Below are 19054 nucleotides of genomic sequence, written 5' to 3' on the forward strand. Positions count from 1 at the left end.
TTTAATCTGCTAAACTATAAATTCTTTTTATTTCTTTTGAAGTTTTGCTTGAATTTCTTCGATGGTTAAACCTTTGGTCTCAACTAGATATTTAAATAAAATAATTAAACCAATACCAACAATTATAGCATAGACCAACAAGGTTGTACTGATACCGAATTTATCGAGTTGCCATGGAAAAAACTGCTGTACCAGCATGCTTACAAGGCTAGTAATAAGTGTAATTGCAGGAATTGCAATTCCCCTAATAGAAATTGGAAATATTTCTGAAAAGAGCACCCACATTACCGGACCAACAGAAAAATGGAAAGCTGCAATAAAGCTTAATATTGCAAAGAAAATAAGCATAGCATTTAAAGACGCTGATTTCTGAATCAATAGACCAGAAAAATCCCTTGCATCGTCTTCTCCCAAAGTGTCCCTAAGCGCACTTTTAAATTCAACATCACTTTTATATTCTACTCCAACTATGGCATTGAGCCTTTGAGAATTTGGTATTTCAGTCATTTCTGCTACGGCTTCTTGACTTACGGTATAGCGCGCTTGATTGAAACCATAAGAGCATAGACCTAAACTAGCCACAATCCAAACCATTCCCCAAATAATTAATGGTCTTCTTCCTAATTTATCTACCAGTAACAGTCCTAAAATAGTAAATATTACACTAGTTAATCCAATCCAAATGGCTTGTAAAAACGAAGCATCACTACCAATTCCTAATTGTTCAATTACGGTTTGCGCATAAAACAAAATGGCATTGATTCCGGTTGCTTGTTGTGCGATAGCAATAGTAAGTGCAATGATTAGTGTAACCCGCATAGGTTTACCCATAATTTCCTTAAACTGTGCTTTTAACGAACGATCGTCTGAGCTTTTATTTAAACTCTCTTGCATATCTGTTATATGATGCTCAACTTCACTTTCTGGAATTAACTTTCGCAATGTTGTTTTTGCCTCATCTATTCTATTTTGAAACACCAACCACGATGGACTTCTAGGTACTAAGAATAATAGTCCTAACCATATAACGGCTGGCAATATTTCTGTTCCGAGCATCCAACGCCATGTGTTTGTATCGAGTCCCCACTCTGATACCCAGTCTGCACCAGAAGCAACTAAATCGATAATGAAATAATTAATGAAATATGCTGCCGAGAGACCAATTACAATATTTATTTGTATCATGGAAACTAGCTTCCCACGATACTTTTGTGGTGCAATCTCCCCAATATACATGGATGCTAAAGAAATAGAAGTAAAGGCTAAACCGCCCAAGAAACGTGCAATAACGAGCATAATATAACTCGGTGCGAATGCCGAAGATACCGCCGAAATGATATATAGAATGGCAATAATTTGAATGGCTCTTTTACGTCCAAATCTATTACTAACCCAACCAGCGAAGAGTAACGCTAGTAAAACCCCCCAAGCGGGAGCACTTACAACTGTACCCAACTCTAAAGAAGATAGTGCAAATTCTTTTGAAATAAATTTGGTTGTTCCTGAAATTAAAGCAGCGTCTAATCCAAACAGAAACCCTCCCATGGCCACAATTGTGGCATATGTAAATGCATTTTTTTTGTAAGAACCCATATATCTTATTTTAGTTAGTTAGTTTTTTCCTATGAAAGTTGTGGTGTTTAATTTACTAATTTTATGTTCAACTGTCTCTCCGTTGGTCCAAGTTATTTTAACTTTTACTGGCTGGTTACTTGAGCCTAAGCCAAAATGAACCCTATTGTTAAAACTGAGAGAATATTGTGCTCCTGTTGAACCTATACGCCTTTGTTGAATATTTTTACCGGACTTGATTGTTACTAATGCGCCTAAAGCTGTTGCTTTTTTTGACGGTGCATCCCCTACTTGCACTACGAGATAATTATTAGTTTTAGTAACATTATTTTCGAAAAGGTGCCATTTACCTCGTTCGTTTCCTATCACAACATCCACTTTACCATCATTATTGAAATCTAAATTCTCAACAGCCATACCGATTGCTCCCAATTCTGTTGAAATGATATTATGTCCTTGCAATTTTTCAAAACCAGATTCCCCTTTATTCATAAAAACGATTGCTTCGTTTTCGTTTACAAGGTTTCCTCTTGGTACAATTAAAATATCTTGAAAGCCATTATTATCAAAGTCCGCAACTGTTGCTGCACTGGAATGTGCTTTAAATAGAAGGTTCATTTTTTTAGTAGCATCTTGAAACTTCTTTCCTTTATTTTCTAATAAAATGTCTGAAAGTCCTTCGGGATTGCCATATTTGGGATAATCCTTTACACCTCTTACGATACCTGTTGCAGGTGCCCAAAGAAACCCTGCTATTTTCCATTTTTTATTCCCTACATAACCAATATACCAACCTTTCTTTTCTTTATAATTTGCATTGTCTGGAAATCCTAGGGCATCACTATTTACTAATCTTATATTTTTTCCAGAATGGGTTTCTCCTTCAAACTCATAATCGTAAGATGCTTCTCCAATATAAAAAGTATCGTTATTGGGCCATTGTGACTGAAAATTTTCCATTTGAAGTACATCACCGGTTTCGATGTCATCAAAATTAAACTCGCCCCGTTTTGTATAAAAACCTAATGTTTTAGATTCTTTATTAAAAAAGGTCTCACCTGTTTCAAAATCTAATCCTCTTGTAAAATATAAATCGAAATCCCCATCATTATCATAATCAATTTCTACAACTCCTGTAACTTCATCAATACTTCTAGGAAGTACTTTTTTACTAACATCTTCAAAAGTAAAGCCTTCTCCTCCTTGATATATTTTCACATTACCATGACCATACATAACGATATCCATGACGTTATCTCCATTGAAATCGGTAAGCAATACTTTTTGACCATCAATTTTACTGGCAGGAAGGGTAGAATTTAAAACCAACTCACCTCCATTATTTTCATAAAGATAGTTTTCGGTTTGTCCTTTTTTTGCGCCATCGGGAAATGCAAAATTTAACAAATCTAAATCACCGTCATTATCTATATCAACAAAACCAACTGTTCTACCACGCATTAGGGCTAATGGTTCTTTAAAGTCCCCCATTGGTATAAATTCCCTACCAACAACGCGATACATTTTTGAATTTCGAGCATTACTACCGGAACCTCCTCCTCTGGACATTACAATTTCAATATTACCATCAAAATCAATATCTCCAGCAGAAACTCCGTGTAAATCTCCCATGATAACATCGTAAGGTTTAGCAAATTTGCCTTTGTTGTTCCAGCATACTTGAATACCAAATCCGTGGTCATTAATTAATAAATCTAAATAACCATCTTGGTCTAAATCAGCAACTACGGGAGCATCCCATTTTCTTAGGTTTTTTTCCTGCCTTGGGAATTCTTTAAAAACTTCTTTAAAAGTTGTCGTCGTATTTTGGGCAATACTATGATTGCTTAACAAAATGCACAATAAAAAACAAAAAGTGAGTGTTTTTTTCAAAATAATTATTTTAATCTAGATTAGTTGTTTAGATACTAAAAAATTACGCATAAAACGTTTCTTGTTTTACGCGTAATTTTAAATTCATCTACCAAATCACAGGCATAAAGACTGTCATTTCTGCTTGACCTCTGTTACTCCATGCGAAATACGGTACTAACTGTGTTTTATATGATTTTAATACGGGTTTAGTTACTGTGTGGTACATATCGTCATTTTTATCTTCTCTTAAAAGCAACTCAGTATTTACAACAGTTACACCACCTAAGAAATCTTCTTTATGTTCTGCTTCTAAGTTAGCATCTCCTTTAATATATACATCTAATATTGAAGTATCCTTTGGTAAATCCGGAGATTCAATACAGTACACTATGGGTCCTCTTTTAACAGCTATTTGATTTCTTACTTCTTCAATTCTGTTGTGCCCTTCTAAACGCGTAACTTCCATTGGCATATCTAAGGTAATTGTATCTCCTGCAGACCATACACGCTCTATATTTGCAAAAGTACCAGGGATAATAGCAATACCAGCATCTTCTCCATTTACTTTTAATGTACTACCAACTGCCCATTTAGGAATTCTAACTTTAATTTCGAAAGCAGAATCTTTACATTCATCTACCGTTATTTTCACTAATCCTTTCCAAGGGTATTCTGTATCTTGAGATAATTTTAATGAAGAACCATCCAGCATAGTAGTGTCCAAGTTATTTCCTCCAAATAATACTACTGCTACACCATTTTCAGATAAATTATAAGCCCATCCTGAACTTTTACATATGGTTCGTACTAAGTTTGGTGGGCAACAAAAGCATTCTAAATAAGGCTGTCTTACTGGGCTTTCTGTTACATCTTCATGCGAATCATAATTTCTAGAATTATTTACCATTCTTAATGGATTAGAATAGAAATAGTCTTCTCCTTCTATACCTATACCAGACAAACCACTATTATACAAAACTAATTCAATAATATCTGCATATCTAGATTCTTCCTTAATCCCCATCATTCTATTGCTAAACATAGCATTACATAGGTTTGCACAGGTTTCGTTGTAAGCTGTCATGTTTGGCATCATGTATGCATCAATGAAACCTTCTTCAATCATGTCTAAGCTAGTAGAAGCACCATAATGTGCTTGACCTACGGCTCCCGTAACATACATTTTTTTCCCGGTTACGTTTTCCCATAATTTATCTAACGCATCAATAAGGGCTTTTTCTCCGGTTTCTGCATACACATCTGCGGCTCCTGCGTAGTAATATAAAGCTAATACTGCGTGACCTACGGCTTCTTCTGATTCTCTTAAAGGTGTTCTTTCTTGAACCATATCTCCAATAGGGTAACCTTCTGTTGTGGAATCATGTGTTATTTCATAAGTACCTCTTCTATTGATAAACTTTTCTGCAAGTTTTAAATATTTTTTATCTTTTACTGTTCTGTACAACTCCACCAGCCCCATAATTTGCGTTTGGTTGAACCCGAAACGCTGGTAATGCTTAGTATCCGGCATAAAATAAGTGTAGAGTAAATCTGCCTGCTTAATAGCGATGTCTAAAAAGTTACGTTGTCCTGTTAAACGATAATGTACTGAACCCGCAATAAACAGATGCCCAAAGTTGTACATTTCATGGTATTTTCTATTCTCAAAGCGATCTGCACCATCGGTGATTTGTATGTGTGTATGAATATATCCATCGTCTTCTTGTGCCCTTCCTATAATTTCGATGTATTCATCTAATTCTTTTAAAATAGATGCGTCTTTGGTAAGTCCATAAATATAGGTTTTGGCTTCCATAAACTTAAAGAAATCACCATCGTGCCAATAAAACCCTTTGTGCTCTCCTTCTTTTTCTCCTGCTGCAATTTTAAAGTTATTTAATCCGTGACCAATATCTCCACACAGCACATCCCCCATATATGGAAGCATTTTGTCTTGTGCTGCTTTTACTTTTTCCGACCAAAAGCCTTTATCCCATTTACAGTCACCAAAATTGATGCTCTTCAATTTCACATAAGGACTCTCTGAGGTATTTGTTATCGCTTTATTATGAGTACTCATAAATTGTATTAATTCTATTATTTAATTTATTAGTTTTTATTTTTTCTTTTTAATTGAAATATCATCAATGAACAGTTTAGCGGCCTTAGTTTCCGGTAAATCTTCTTTACGGATTTCTATAACCATACCGTCAGTATCTCCAGATACTTCTTGTCTAGAAAAATCAGTATTAACGTTTACCCATTGCTTTCTAGGCAACTCTTTTAAACCATTGAATACTAATTCTGTTTTTGGATTCATTAAAGTCACATGAATTGAATCTGTAATTCTACCTTGATCTAACCAAACTTTAGCAGATAAGGTATAATCTCCTGCTGGAATATTTAAAGATCCTTCTGGTGCTTTGGCTACAACTTTATCAACTTCTAAATGTTCATTTTTCCCATATCCAGAGAACTTTAAACTTTCTACACCACTTGCGTAATGCCCTTCATGAATTTTTAAATACTTAGAAGAACCTTCATCAAAAATCCAGAATTTTTGATAATCGTTAGGGTTGGAATCTTCTGGTACCATATCTAATGGGCGTGGGTTTTCCTCAAATAATATTGGTCCTTCAAAGCCATAAAAAGCTCTATCTTTTACTAATAAATTGTCTGATGGTTTTTGCCATACTCGCATATATTCTACCTCAAAAGTTGCTGGTAATTCTTCTTTATGTGGCACGCCTAACCATTTAAAAATTTCTGAGTCCAACCAAACTTCCATCGGGTTGTTTAGTACCCAGTCTATTCCTAATTCGTCTTGGATAAAGCCATGAACAAATTTTCCATCTCTAAAAATTTTCAAATAATCCTCACCCCATTCTACTCCATAAATATGAAAATCGTCTGAAGTTGTATAGGGTACTGTTTCATCATAACCAAAAGCTTTAGTTGGTCTTACAGAAGGAGGACTCCAATCGTGTATAGCTGTTCTATTCGTATTATGGCTTATTGATCCTTCTTTAGCTATTTTAGGAACTGCCAACTGTTCGTAAACATCTAATTCCTGCTCATAACCAATAGCCCAAAATGCTGCAGTCATAGCCGCTTTTGGTGCTTTTGATTTTACTTCCATATAGCCGTTTAAGAATCTTTTTTTACTTACAATAGCTGCTGTGGTTACTGGCAAAGGTTTTCCTTCATGGACTCCATACGTATCCTTATGGGCGCCATCTGCATAGCTCTCTTTTGCAAAATTATAATCAGGCTCCCACTGGGTTACTATTTTTAACTTCCCATCTTCAACAATAACATTATGAGGGGCATATTGAGAAGGGGCACGCCCTTTCCAGATATAGTAATCGCCATTTTGTCCTTCTACAAACCATTTGGTAGTGTCTATTGAAGTGCCTTCAAATTCGTCACTAATTTCTTCATTTAAAACCCATCCTCCTGTATTTTCTGGGTCTGAAAAAGGTAATGGACCATTATTTGTTACCGTTTTCTCTGTAACTATTTTTTCTTCTTTTTTTTGTGTACAACTTATAGTAGAAAAAGTAAAAGCACTTAATATAAAAATAAGTAAATAGTTATTTGTATTGTTCATCCTGTTTTAGTTTTTTATTCTTGTTTTTATTGTGTACTGCTCCATTTCTTTTTTTACTAATTCTGGAGTTCTATAGCGATCCATTCGGTCTATATCATATTTTTCAAAACGTTGTTTTAACATCCACATTGGGCGTTCTAAAGTTAATTCCCATTCAAATAATTTTTTATACATACTTTTTAAACGCTCGGGATGTTTTGCTGCTAAATTATTCTCTTCGGTAAGATCTTTAGATACATCATATAGTTCAGCTGGTCTATCCGCAAAACGAATTAATTTCCAATCATTATTTCTGTATACTGCACGTGTTTCTTTTTTCCAAAATAAATCTTCGTGTGGTCTTGCCTTGTTTAATCCGTTAACATAAGGCATTAGATTAACACCGTCTATATCTTTTAAATCTGCAACATCTCCGCCTCCAGCAGCATAAAATGTTGGTAATAAATCAAATGTACTCACTGGATAATTATAAACAGCTCCTCCTTTAATTTCACGAGGCCATTTCATTAAAAACGGCACTCTTAAACCGCCTTCCAAATGATTTGATTTTGTTCCACTTAGTGGTAAATTTAATGATGCATTTTTATCTGTTGGTCCACCATTATCATTAGAAAATATAATAATTGTGTTATCGTCTAACCCTAATTCTTTTAACTTATCTAATACTCTACCGCAAGCTCTATCAAGAGCTAATGTCATAGCTGCAACTTCTTTACGCTTACCTTTTAAATTAGGAAATTTATCTAAATCTTCCTGAGTCGCTTCCATTGGAGTATGTACTGCATTAAACGCTAAATAAATAAAAAAGGGATTGTCTTTATTTCTCTCTATAAACGATACTGCTTTATCGGCGAAAACATCTGTTGCGTAACCATCAGGTTCTTCAAAGTTTTCAAAATCGCGTTCCATTTTATTGTCATGGTGAATTCCTTCAAAATTTTTGTATCCAAAATAACTTCGAGCTCCGCCTCTAAAACCATAAAATTCATCAAAACCTCTTTTTAAAGGATGAAAACGATCTGCATTACCTAAATGCCATTTTCCATACATAGCATTTGTATACCCTAATTCTTTTAAATAATCTGCTATTGTTTTTTGATCTAATGGAAGGCCCATATCATCTTCTAAATACTTTGAGTTTTCACTCATATAACCTGGCACATTGATTTCTTGATAACCAAAGCGTTGTTGGTATTTTCCAGTTATTAGACCTGCTCTGGAAGGTCCACAAGTAGCATCTGTTACATAACCTTGTGTAAATCTTACTCCTTCTTCTGAAAGCTTATCCAAATTAGGGGTTTTCATAACCTCACTCCCATGAAACCCGAAATCTGCATACCCTGCATCATCAGAAAACAAGAATATGATATTGGGTTTTTCTTGAGATATACAAGATACATGGCAAGACCATACTAACAGAAGAACAACAGTGTGTTTTAGCTTATTCATAAATTAACCTAATTCAAAATTGGATACAATAAAACTTAATTTAAAGGTAGCTAAAGGTAATTTGTTTTGACAAACTTTACTAATACTTAAATAACCTGTTTTAATCTTTAATTACCTTAAATTCTATGGTTAGAAACTGAAAATAATAAAGTCGTAAACGTTGAGTTCACGACTTTATTAAACTTAAAAAACTAACTAAAAAATTATAAATTATCTACTTTCTACTGCTATTACTTTAAAGTTATCAATATAAAAAGTTTGCCTTCCGGTTATCGCTGCATTTTCATTATTATCTCTAAAATTAAATACGGCATTTCCAGTAATACCACCTGAACCTAAGGTTATATTGCGTTTCACCGTGAACCATTCTCCTGTTGCAGGAGGGTTAAAATTCATTACTTCAATTTCTGATGTGGCTCCAAATATTCTAGTGAAAAGACCTGCAAACGTAGTTCCTGGCTCATAATATAAGTCATAAGTCAATTGGTATTCTCCAGCAGGAATATCTGCATTTCTAAATAAAATATTGCTTAACCCTATAAAACCAATTCCTGTTTCATAAGGTAGTATAGCATTAAATTTCATAGAAGCACTACCATCACTTGCTCTTTCTGTTGACCTGTCCAAGAACGGTGTACCATCTGTATTCTGAGCATTTACTAATTGGTTACCATTTCCAATAAAAAGTCTATACCCGTCTGCATTTGCCCATCTAGCATTACTAGCTGGGTTTTCAAAACTTGGATTAACGTTACCAGTCAATAAATTAATAAATAAGGGCTCAACAACCGCATCTGTAAAAGGAGTCAATATTCTTTCATCAATAGAAGTTATTGCACTTCCACTATAAGATAAAGTGATCGTATCACTATTAAGTACTGGTTCGGCTAAAACAAGTTCTATCATGGTTTCATCAACGCTACTTACTTCTGCTGATACAACATCGATATCTAAATTTATAGCGCCATTAACTACATTTACTGAGAAATCATTTTCTAAATCTGTAAAAGATTCTAATACACCATTAACTCTAAATGCTATTATTTTAGTACCAGGTTCGCTGCTGTTATCATTAAGAGCAAAAGCATTTCCATTAATTACAAAAGGTTTTGTTGATGGTATTACATTAATAATGAATGGTAAGGCTTTGGTTTGCTCAGAATATCTTAAGCTTTGTCTAATATTGTCACGCATACTTGTAATAGTTACCAAATAATCTCCGGTTCTGTTATAAGTTACTTCTTCTTCTTCTTCTTCACTTGTATCTGGTTGTCCTCCATCGAAATTCCAGGTTCTTCCACTTGGTCTACCAATAGTAGTTAAATCTTTGAAATCCAATCTAGATCCAGCTTCAATAGTAATAGTAGTAAAACCACTCGTGTCATTTATAGATGGATTTTGATCTGCAGCAAGAAGATACGTTTCCAGAGTTTCCTCATCAAATATAGATGCTTCAGCATTTAAATAGTTATAAACATCATATTGGAAAACAGTAGTTAGTTCCCATAGCCCATCTGTTGTTTGTACTGCATCGTTTCCTAATAAGCTTACCTCTTCTTTAAACCTATTTTTTAAAGTCACTGTTGTTTCACCAGCTTTTTGGAATAGTACATTTGCTATATCTTTTCCGTTACTACTTCCTAATTCTGGATCTATAAAATCAGCAAGATTTAAACTATCTTTTCTGGTAAAATCTGGCATTAAAAAGCGAGAGCCTTCTTCAATCATCCAAGATCTAGAAACAACACCTTGCGAAACATCGGAAAGTGAACTAAAGTCATTAATAGAAATAGGAATCGTATTGCCAATATTATTTTCCGATAAATTAAATACATCTGGTGTAAACAATTGTGGCTTTGAAAAATCAGAAGGTTGATCATAGTCATCAATGTTACAACTTATAAGTGCGACTATTAATAATAAAATAATTAAACTATATTTTTTCATGATCTCTATATTTTAAAATCCGTTGTTGTTTATGCTTTCTTCTTCAGGTATCGGTAAATATCCTGCATTTGTGCTATAGTTTGTAGAGGATCCTAGAAATTCACGAAAAATATTTTGAGCTCTTTGTGTTTCTGGATCGGCAGGAGCTGTACTAGAATCTATTATAAAAAGATCACTAATAAATCTACTATCATTAATCGCTGTATTTGAGCCTCTAGCTAAAGCCGCTGTGATAGGTCTCCTTCCCGGTCTTGGAAATTGTGTGCCTTGATAAAAAACTTCACTTAGTTCAGCAAACCTTTGTGCAGCAATTCCCCATCTTCTTAAATCAATAACACGAATAGCGTGTCCTTCTGCTGAAAGTTCTAATGGTTTTTCTACTTCCATTAAACGTTTCATTAAACTAGTTTCATCGTAAGCTGTTCCAGGGTTATCTATTTGATCACTTAAACTTAAAGGAACAAGTGCCCATCTCTCGCGAATTTTATTGATTTCGTTAATCGCATCTTGAAGCCTTCCCTGATAAATATAACACTCGGCTAAATTTAACAATACTTCGGATAAACGGTTAATTACAACATTTTTTCCAGACTTAAGAGCCCCCTCTGGAGTCACTGTTTCATTTGCAAGTCCTAAATCATGGTTTGTATATTTTTTAAACGCTACAAAGTTACCTCCTTGATTCCTTAAACCACCCCAACCATTACCATTTGTTGATAATGAATTTAAAACATTTGGATATGTATATACTGGCGTGTCCAAATCATTATTCAAAAATAGCATGTTGGAAGATCTTAACGATTCTCGTCTGGTGTTTAATGAACCATCACCAGTAACCACTGTATTTATAGGTACATTTGAATCTAAAGGATCGTTTTCGTAAGCTAATATCAACCAAGAGGCCGGCTGTAAAAAATCTTGACCTCCAAATTTAAAGTGAGCCGTTCTTCGTGCTAATCTATTATGAGGGCTCGCCTCATTGAATTCGCTAAGTTCTTCACCGAAACTAGTTGTATAAGGAATTTCGAATATGGATTCACTATTAAACTCACCAGCAGTTGTAAACATTTTAGAACCTGTAATAGGGTTAACCTCATTTTCTAGCGTGTAGCCGTAGTCGTCTCTTAGTTCTTCATAAAGGGTCATGGCTTGACCTATAAGAGCCATATCTCTTTGTCCACCTTCGGTGCCTTCGAATAAATAGGAATTAGCTAAAATCATTTTTGCAGCACCCTTACTAACTCTACCCAGCTCAGTTATATCCGAGGGCATTGGTAAAAAAGGAATGGCTTCCTCTAAATCTTTTCTAAAAAAAGCGATAACATCTTCTGATGAAGACAGGTCTTTGTGTCTTTTTTCAATATCTGCTTCATAACGATCTCTTATTATAACATTCCCATTATTAAAAATCGAATGGGCATAAAAATGATAAAGACCTCTAAAGAAAAGAGCTTGTGCGCGTTGCTCATTCCATGCTTGCAATTGATTCGCGTTTGTTAAAGAAGGCTCAATCTTATCTAAGACTGCCAGAGTTTGGTTAGCCGTAAAAATGCCACGATATAAGGCTCCCCAACGTTGTTCAATACGTCGCGTATTTGGATTAACTGTTTTATAGTAAAAATCTAAATGCTCTGGAAAACCAACATTTGGTGTCAACCTATTTTTCATAGCACCTAAATCGGTTCTAAAATGATCTTCTTCTATACTTAAAACATAATGGTTAAATAACGAGTTATACACCCCATTAAGTACTCTATTTGTATCATCCAGATTTGTTACCGATTCTAGAAGCTCAGGCGTATTAGGATTGGGTTCATCTAGATACTCTTCGCATGAAAAGACGAGGAGTACTGAAAGTATTACGTAAATTAATTTTATCTTTTTCATTTTTTAAAAATTTAATCTTAAACCAAAATTCATACTTGCTGTCGTTGGAATGATACCATTATCGATCCCTTTTATTGTGATATTATTACCACCAACTTCTGGATCTAAACCAGTATAATTTGTGATTGTAAGTATGTTTTGTGCATTGGCGAAAATGTTAAACCTGGTAAGTCCTAGTTTTTCAGAAACTTCTTTAGGTAGTGTATAGCCAATAACCACATTTCTTAATCGAACAAAAGTACCATCCTCTATAAAGAAATCAGAACTTCCATTAAAGTTATTATCTCCAGATTGTCTTGAACTACTGTCAAAAGTTGGGATATCTGTATTTTCGTTTATACCCGGTAGGTATTGATAAACTAAATCTTTGTGACGTCCAGCTTTCAAAGCACTTGCTCTAGTGGCGTTATATACTTCATTTCCAACCGAAGCATACCAATTAGTAAGGAAAAACCAGTTTTTGTAAGTAGCTTGTATGTTTAAACCAAGTTCATACTCTGGAAGTCCACTACCTTTATAGACTCTATCTCCTTCGTCTCGTAAAACACCATTACCATTAGAATCTATATATTTTAAATCACCTAGTTTTCGGTTTTCACCGTAAGTTGTATTATAAGCATCTACTTCTGCCTGATCTTTAAAAATACCATCTGTTTCAAATACTAAAAATGAACCTGCTTCTCTACCTTTTTGAAGACCTATAGCCAAGGCTTGATTATCTCCAAAAACTGGTCTTGTTGTAAACAGTTGTATTCCACTTTCAGATTGAATACTTGTCACTTCATTTTTATTAGTTGTAAATGTACCTAAAATGTTAAATCTTACATTACCAATTTTTGGTCGGTATCTTAGTGTACTTTCAAAACCTTTGTTGGTTAAATTTCCAACATTAAATACTGCAAATCTACTACCTATTAAATCACGATCTGCCTGAACCGAAGCACCAAAACTAGGGTTTATTTGAACATTAGTTAAAAGATCTTCTTTTTCAGATGTGTAGTAATCAGCAGTAAAGACAATTTTGTTTTTTAAGAAGCTTAAATCAATACCAAAATTTAACTGCTTAGTAACCTCCCATTTTAAATTAGGATTACCAAACTGATGTTGAATGATCCCTGAATTTTCAGAATCGGTACCGTTTACCCCTTGAAAATTAGCATTGTATCCAGTTGCAACAGGGCTAAATATAGAGTTTGGAGGAAACCTATCGTTACCTGTAGTACCATAACTAGCTCTTAATTTAAAATTGTTTACAGTACGTTTTAAACCACCCCAGAATTTTTCATCTGAAATGTTCCACCCAACCGATGCCGATGGGAAAAATGCATATAAATTATCTCTTGAAAACTGATTGGAAGCATCAAGTCTTGCACTAAGGCTAATTTGGTATCTTCCATCATAATCATAGAATACACGCCCCACACTACCTACTCGTTTTATCTTGTAATCTGGTTGAACAGTAGAAGGTCCGGAAAAGTTCAAAGTTACATCAGACCCTAATTCTTCTCCTATCGTTGCTGTAGATAAATTTACAGGGTCAGAAAAAAGTAACCCTCTTTTTACAGCTCCAATTGAAGTAAAGAAATCTTGCTCTACATTAATTACAGCTAACGCAGTTACTTTATGTTTATTAAATTGTTGATTATAATTTAATCCACCATTCCAGTTAATTAAGACATTACGTGATCTTCCCTCAAACACAAAGTTATCATCGGCGTCACGTAAATTCACACCATTATTATCAAATAATGCAAAAGGAGGTTGCACTTGCTTTTCAAATGCATTAGTAATAACACCACTTATTAATGTTGTTAACTGTAAGTGATCATTTAATTGGTACTTAATATTAGTACTTGCTTCAAATCTATCACGACCAACTTTTCTGTCTCTTGTTATGGCTTCTAAAATTTGTCCATAGGCACTATTAGCAGTGACATCTTCATTTTCATTAGTAAATGACGTTGTATTTTCGTCAACTGGATCTAAGTAAGGTAAAGCTCGTTGTCCAAAAATAAGTAAATTAAAATTTGGACGTTCTCTATCATCTACAGTAAAACCAAAACCATTATCAAAGGTAAATTTCCCTTTTGTTAAATTAACATTGGCTCTTAAATTATAACGCTTTAAACGCGAGTTTATCACGGTACCTTCTTGATTGAAAAGCCCCATAACAACACTATAGGTAATATCATCACTTCCACCAGAAATATTGAAGTTATATCTGTTAACAGAAGACCAATCGTTTTCAGTGAAATCTCTTAAATCATTATCGTTTAATAAGCCATAACGATCTGAATTTGCAGGCGAGCTATTTCTTGAAGGGTCATTTGCATCAAAGAAAAGTTGCTCTCTTGTATTCATTAGTGGTGTTTGGCGCGTAATGATTTGAAGACCATTGGTTATCTCTAATCCCACTTTAGTATTTCCTGGCTTCCCTTTTTTCGTAGTAACTAAAATAACACCACCAGCCGCTCTTGTTCCGTATATAGCAGCAGAAGCAGCATCTTTTAAGACGTCCATTGTTTCAATTTCATTTGGGTTTAATCTAGGATCACCAGATTGTGGTACACCATCTACAACCCATAATGGAGAATTAGAACCTGTTAATGAAGAAATACCTCTAATTGTAATAGCGGAACCTTCGCCAGGCTCACCACTATTTGCTGATACACTTACCCCTGCTATTTGCCCTTGTAAAGCAGTTCCAATATCACTAGTAATTACGTTTTCAATTTCTTCAGCTTTTACTTGGCTTACAGCTCCTGTAAGTTCTTTCTTTTTAGCAGTTCCATAACCAATTACTACAACTTCTTCGAGTTCGTCGGTTTCAGGGTCCATTTGGACATCTAATTGAGGGCCAACAACTTTTTGGCTTACTTTATGCATACCTATATAGCTAAATATAAGCTCATCTCCAATGCTGGCTTGAATTTGATATACCCCATCAAAATCTGTTACAGCTCCGGTAGTTTTTCCGCTTTTTTGTAACACAACTGCAACACCTGGAATTGGTAAACCGTCTTCTGAACTAGTTACTACACCCTTCACAGTTATTGGAAGGTTCTGACCAAACAACGCTCCACAGAAACAAAGAAAAACGAACAGCAAACAAATGCTTCTTGGTTTCTTGGTATCATACGTACTTTTTAATTTCATACTTTTTGTTATTAGTTTTACTGTTTGTTATTCAAACAATTACAAATGAAATACATTTAATAATTGTCCTTGTTAATTAATTTTAATCTGGTATTGTCAGTCTTTGAGAAAACCTAAGATACTAGCTACAATACCAAATGGATAAAATTAAGTTTGATAGCCTTAAGTTCTTTAGCAATATTTATCCTTTAGTTATCAAAAATTACCCTAAATAATATATGAACCTATGTCTTATTAAAAATCAGATAATTTAGTGGCTACTATACTAGAAGATAATTTGATTACTATTATTTTTAGAAACGCATACAATTTTCAATTTATAATTTATTTCCTACGTAAATATAAATAAAATCTTACGTAAAGCTAAATAAAAATTAGGACATTAGAAAAAACTATTACTTAGAAACAAACGAAAAAGGTGCCAAAATAAAATTTGGCACCTGATACAAAAATTAAACTAAAAAAAATAATTAATCTACTCTATGAAGTATGGCTATTAACCCTAATATTCCCTATATCTTTGCAATTTTATCGATGGTTACTACATTATTCTCTGCCTTAACCATTAATAAATACAATCCAGAAGGTAAATTAGAAACATCAACCTTAAAAGATTTGTTTTTGCTAATACGTTCTTTCTTTATAGTTTTTCCTGTGAGGTTTACTATTTCAATATCGGCATGGTTTATATTTTTATTAAAATTGACTATGAAGTATTCCTTAGCAGGGTTAGGGTAAACTGTAAATAGTTTATCCAATTTATTCTTATTAAGGCTTAAGGTTCCCAACGTCCCTATATTCCCTGATACCCCAGCTGAAGTTTCATTAAACGCCCATAAACTATATCCAGTAGATTCAGAAGTTGTCCAATTTGCACTATTGTTAATACTTGCCCTTAATTGCCCTGGCGTACCAGATAATGGACCATTATAAATACCATGGTCTTGATCTGTACCAACCGCATTGGCATTTACGCCATTTGTTAAAGCAGTAGGAAGTGCACAAAATGTATTTCCACCTCCTGTACCCCAACCACCATTGGTATTTAATCCTGTAATCCATGAACTAGAATTTGGGTTAGTTGGTAAAACAAAAGGATCTACCTGATACATTAATATACCGTCTCCTCCTGTAGCCAGATCAAAATCACCATCACTGGTTTCAGTGGTTTTTCCAGTGTGATCATGTGAAGTTGAACCAACAACCACTTCGGTATTACCTGTTACTTGTTTTACTAAACCATCAGCATCTAATTTAAAAATATCTCCAGTACTAAATGATGCTCCAGCTGTCCATGTCCAAACATCATCTATACTATAGTCTCCTGTCCAACCATCTTGTGATCCTTTCCAAGATCTATTAGATATTGATATTTTAGTAGTAGCAGTTATATCCTTTAAAAGGATGAATGCCAGTGCTCCACTTCCAGACCCCGCTTTCCAACCTACAATAGCAATATCGCCTGCTGTTAAAGTTGTTGGCACTATAGCATCTAAAAGGTTAATATTTGCAGGTGTGCTATTTACTGAGCCTGTGCTAGTTGACTGTAAGGTAATTGTTATCATTTCGCTTATCTCATCTAAACCATCAACTACTGGTACTATAGTTATGTTTGCACTATTGTTTCCATTCAATATAGTCACAGTTCCAGATAGTGTACTGTAATCCGTAGTATTAGTTGCATCCCCACTAATTGTGTAGGTAATATTTATATCTTCACTAGCAGTAACTCCTTGCGGCAGACTCACTGTAAAAACACCATTGATTTCTCCTTCTACAGCATCTGTTATACCTTCTATGCTTATTTCACTTATTTCACTATCAAGCAATAGTAACGAACTTTCAAAAAGCCTATTGTAACCGGGTAAAGTACCGTCATTCCATAAAAAACTATGAGGGTGTCCAGAACCATTACCATCATTATCATACCATGCAGGTTTTACATCCTTGTACTCCGCAACATGTGCAATAGCCTGGTCTAAAATGTCTTGAATAATTTGCTCTGCATTAGGTTCAGTACCTCTAAGATCTGTAGTTTCTCCTGGATCATTTTGAATGTCATATAGCTTCCACAAACCATTACTACCTGTTTTAACAATTTTCCACTTACCCATTGCTAAACCACCGTTATGAAATCCGTTGTAAGGCCTCATAATTAACAAAGCTTCATCAGTTCTCGTATCATTTCCGGCAATTAAATCATCCATGAAATCCGTTCCGTCAATAATCTTTCCATTAGGAATTGTCCCTCCTGCAAGATTTACCAATGTTGGATATAAATCTAAAGAACTAATTTGATGATTATATGTAGCCGAAGACGTTATTTGAGCTGGCCAATGTACAAACATGGGCACTTTATGCCCTCCTTCTTTTACACTTCCCTTAAGCGCATCTAATGGATAATTTACTGCTCCTTTACTATATGTGTAACCTCCATTATCGCTTAAGAATATGATCACCGTGTTATTAAACTCATTTATATCTTTTTTAAGCTCTGTTACAATTCTACCTATATTAGTATCCATATTAGAAACCATAGTGGCATAAGTTATTCTGGCTTGTGTAAACTCTTCTATTTTTGCCTCTCTAGCCGCAGCAATAGCAGCATCTTTTTCTGGCTGAGTCATGGCATCAAAAGCAGCATCACCAATATCATCTCTTACGGCTTCTTCCATTTTTGAATCGCTAACTTGATTCGCGTTATACATGTAGCTACTATTTCTTACCAAAGTTTCAAAATTAGGATTATCCGTTTTAAACTGCGCTATTTCCGCAGCTGGTGCCTGCAATGGCGTATGTGGTGCATTATAGGATACATACATGAAAAAAGGATCGGAAGAAGCGGCATTTGTACTTATATATGAAATGGCTTCGTCTGTTAATACATCGGTTAAATAATCTTCATCTACAGCATCACTAAATTCAGTTTCTGCTACATATCCCCTATTTCTCCACAAAGGGTCTTGGTACTCATTTGTAACAGGATTACTACCTCCTAATCTATTATAATAATTGTCTTCATAGCCATTTTCAAAGTAGCCTTTTCCTCCACCTAAAAAACCAAAGAAATAATCGAAACCTCTATCTAAAGGCTGATAAGAACCTTCTTCAAACCCTAGATGCCATTTACCAATGGCAGCTGTATTGTAACCAGCATTTTGAAGTAATTTCGGGAAATAAGTTTCATTAGTAGGAATACCTAAAGTTGTGGTGATATTATTAGGTAAATTGTATTGTGCTCCAATTCTATGCGGCATCATACCTGTCATTATAGCTACCCTACTAGGCCCACAAAATGGATGAGCTACATGTGTATTTTTGCAAATAACCCCAGCATTTGCTAGGTTATCAATATTTGGAGTTGGTATAACTCCTAATTCTGAAGGAAAGCTTCCATCACGATTGAAACCTACATCTCCATATCCTAAATCATCTGCTAATATTACTATAACATTTGGTTTAGTGCCTGCAGTTTGAGCTTCTAAGCTCATGTTACATGCCATCAAAACTGCCATTAATATTATTGTTTTTAAGGTAAAATTTTTCATTTTTCTAAGC

At 34.5% G+C, this 19054-nt stretch carries 9 protein-coding genes; all 9 read right to left on the reverse strand.

Features of this window, described 5'->3' with window-relative positions; translation table 11 throughout:
• Positions 1-27: 27 nt before the first annotated feature.
• Positions 28-1593 carry an MFS transporter gene (locus Q4Q34_RS01500; RefSeq protein ID WP_303317307.1) on the reverse strand — a complete coding sequence of 522 codons (1566 nt, stop codon included), beginning with the start codon at positions 1591-1593 and terminating at the stop codon, positions 28-30.
• A gap of 18 nt (positions 1594-1611) precedes the next feature.
• Positions 1612-3465, reverse strand: a complete 1854-nt coding sequence (locus Q4Q34_RS01505; RefSeq protein WP_303317306.1) for a CRTAC1 family protein — start codon at positions 3463-3465, stop codon at positions 1612-1614.
• An 88-nt stretch (positions 3466-3553) separates the two neighbouring features.
• Positions 3554-5527, reverse strand: a complete 1974-nt coding sequence (locus tag Q4Q34_RS01510) for a glycoside hydrolase family 127 protein (protein ID WP_303317305.1) — start codon at positions 5525-5527, stop codon at positions 3554-3556.
• 36 nt (positions 5528-5563) lie between these two features.
• The gene (locus tag Q4Q34_RS01515) at positions 5564-7057 is read right to left on the reverse strand and encodes a family 16 glycosylhydrolase (RefSeq protein WP_303317304.1); all 1494 of its coding nucleotides are present in this window, start codon (positions 7055-7057) and stop codon (positions 5564-5566) included.
• Between the two features lie 6 nt (positions 7058-7063).
• Positions 7064-8506, reverse strand: coding sequence for a sulfatase-like hydrolase/transferase (locus tag Q4Q34_RS01520; protein WP_303317303.1), 1443 nt, complete (start codon positions 8504-8506; stop codon positions 7064-7066).
• A gap of 210 nt (positions 8507-8716) precedes the next feature.
• On the reverse strand, positions 8717-10453 hold the full coding sequence (locus Q4Q34_RS01525) for a hypothetical protein (protein ID WP_303317302.1): 1737 nt from the start codon (positions 10451-10453) through the stop codon (positions 8717-8719).
• A 12-nt stretch (positions 10454-10465) separates the two neighbouring features.
• Positions 10466-12340, reverse strand: a complete 1875-nt coding sequence (locus Q4Q34_RS01530) for a RagB/SusD family nutrient uptake outer membrane protein (protein WP_303317301.1) — start codon at positions 12338-12340, stop codon at positions 10466-10468.
• Between the two features lie 3 nt (positions 12341-12343).
• Positions 12344-15496 carry a SusC/RagA family TonB-linked outer membrane protein gene (locus tag Q4Q34_RS01535; protein WP_303317300.1) on the reverse strand — a complete coding sequence of 1051 codons (3153 nt, stop codon included), beginning with the start codon at positions 15494-15496 and terminating at the stop codon, positions 12344-12346.
• Between the two features lie 512 nt (positions 15497-16008).
• On the reverse strand, positions 16009-19044 hold the full coding sequence (locus Q4Q34_RS01540) for a sulfatase-like hydrolase/transferase (RefSeq protein WP_303317299.1): 3036 nt from the start codon (positions 19042-19044) through the stop codon (positions 16009-16011).
• Between the last annotated feature and the right edge of the window lie 10 nt (positions 19045-19054).

Source organism: Flavivirga abyssicola (assembly GCF_030540775.2).
GTDB classification, from domain to species: domain Bacteria; phylum Bacteroidota; class Bacteroidia; order Flavobacteriales; family Flavobacteriaceae; genus Flavivirga; species Flavivirga abyssicola.

Coding starts and splice junctions, on each gene's coding strand:
- Q4Q34_RS01500 (WP_303317307.1), bottom strand. CDS start 1,593: ATGGGTTCTTACAAAAAAAATGCATTTACATATGCCACAATTGTGGCC.
- Q4Q34_RS01510 (WP_303317305.1), bottom strand. CDS start 5,527: ATGAGTACTCATAATAAAGCGATAACAAATACCTCAGAGAGTCCTTAT.
- Q4Q34_RS01515 (WP_303317304.1), bottom strand. CDS start 7,057: ATGAACAATACAAATAACTATTTACTTATTTTTATATTAAGTGCTTTT.
- Q4Q34_RS01520 (WP_303317303.1), bottom strand. CDS start 8,506: ATGAATAAGCTAAAACACACTGTTGTTCTTCTGTTAGTATGGTCTTGC.
- Q4Q34_RS01525 (WP_303317302.1), bottom strand. CDS start 10,453: ATGAAAAAATATAGTTTAATTATTTTATTATTAATAGTCGCACTTATA.
- Q4Q34_RS01530 (WP_303317301.1), bottom strand. CDS start 12,340: ATGAAAAAGATAAAATTAATTTACGTAATACTTTCAGTACTCCTCGTC.
- Q4Q34_RS01535 (WP_303317300.1), bottom strand. CDS start 15,496: ATGAAATTAAAAAGTACGTATGATACCAAGAAACCAAGAAGCATTTGT.
- Q4Q34_RS01540 (WP_303317299.1), bottom strand. CDS start 19,044: ATGAAAAATTTTACCTTAAAAACAATAATATTAATGGCAGTTTTGATG.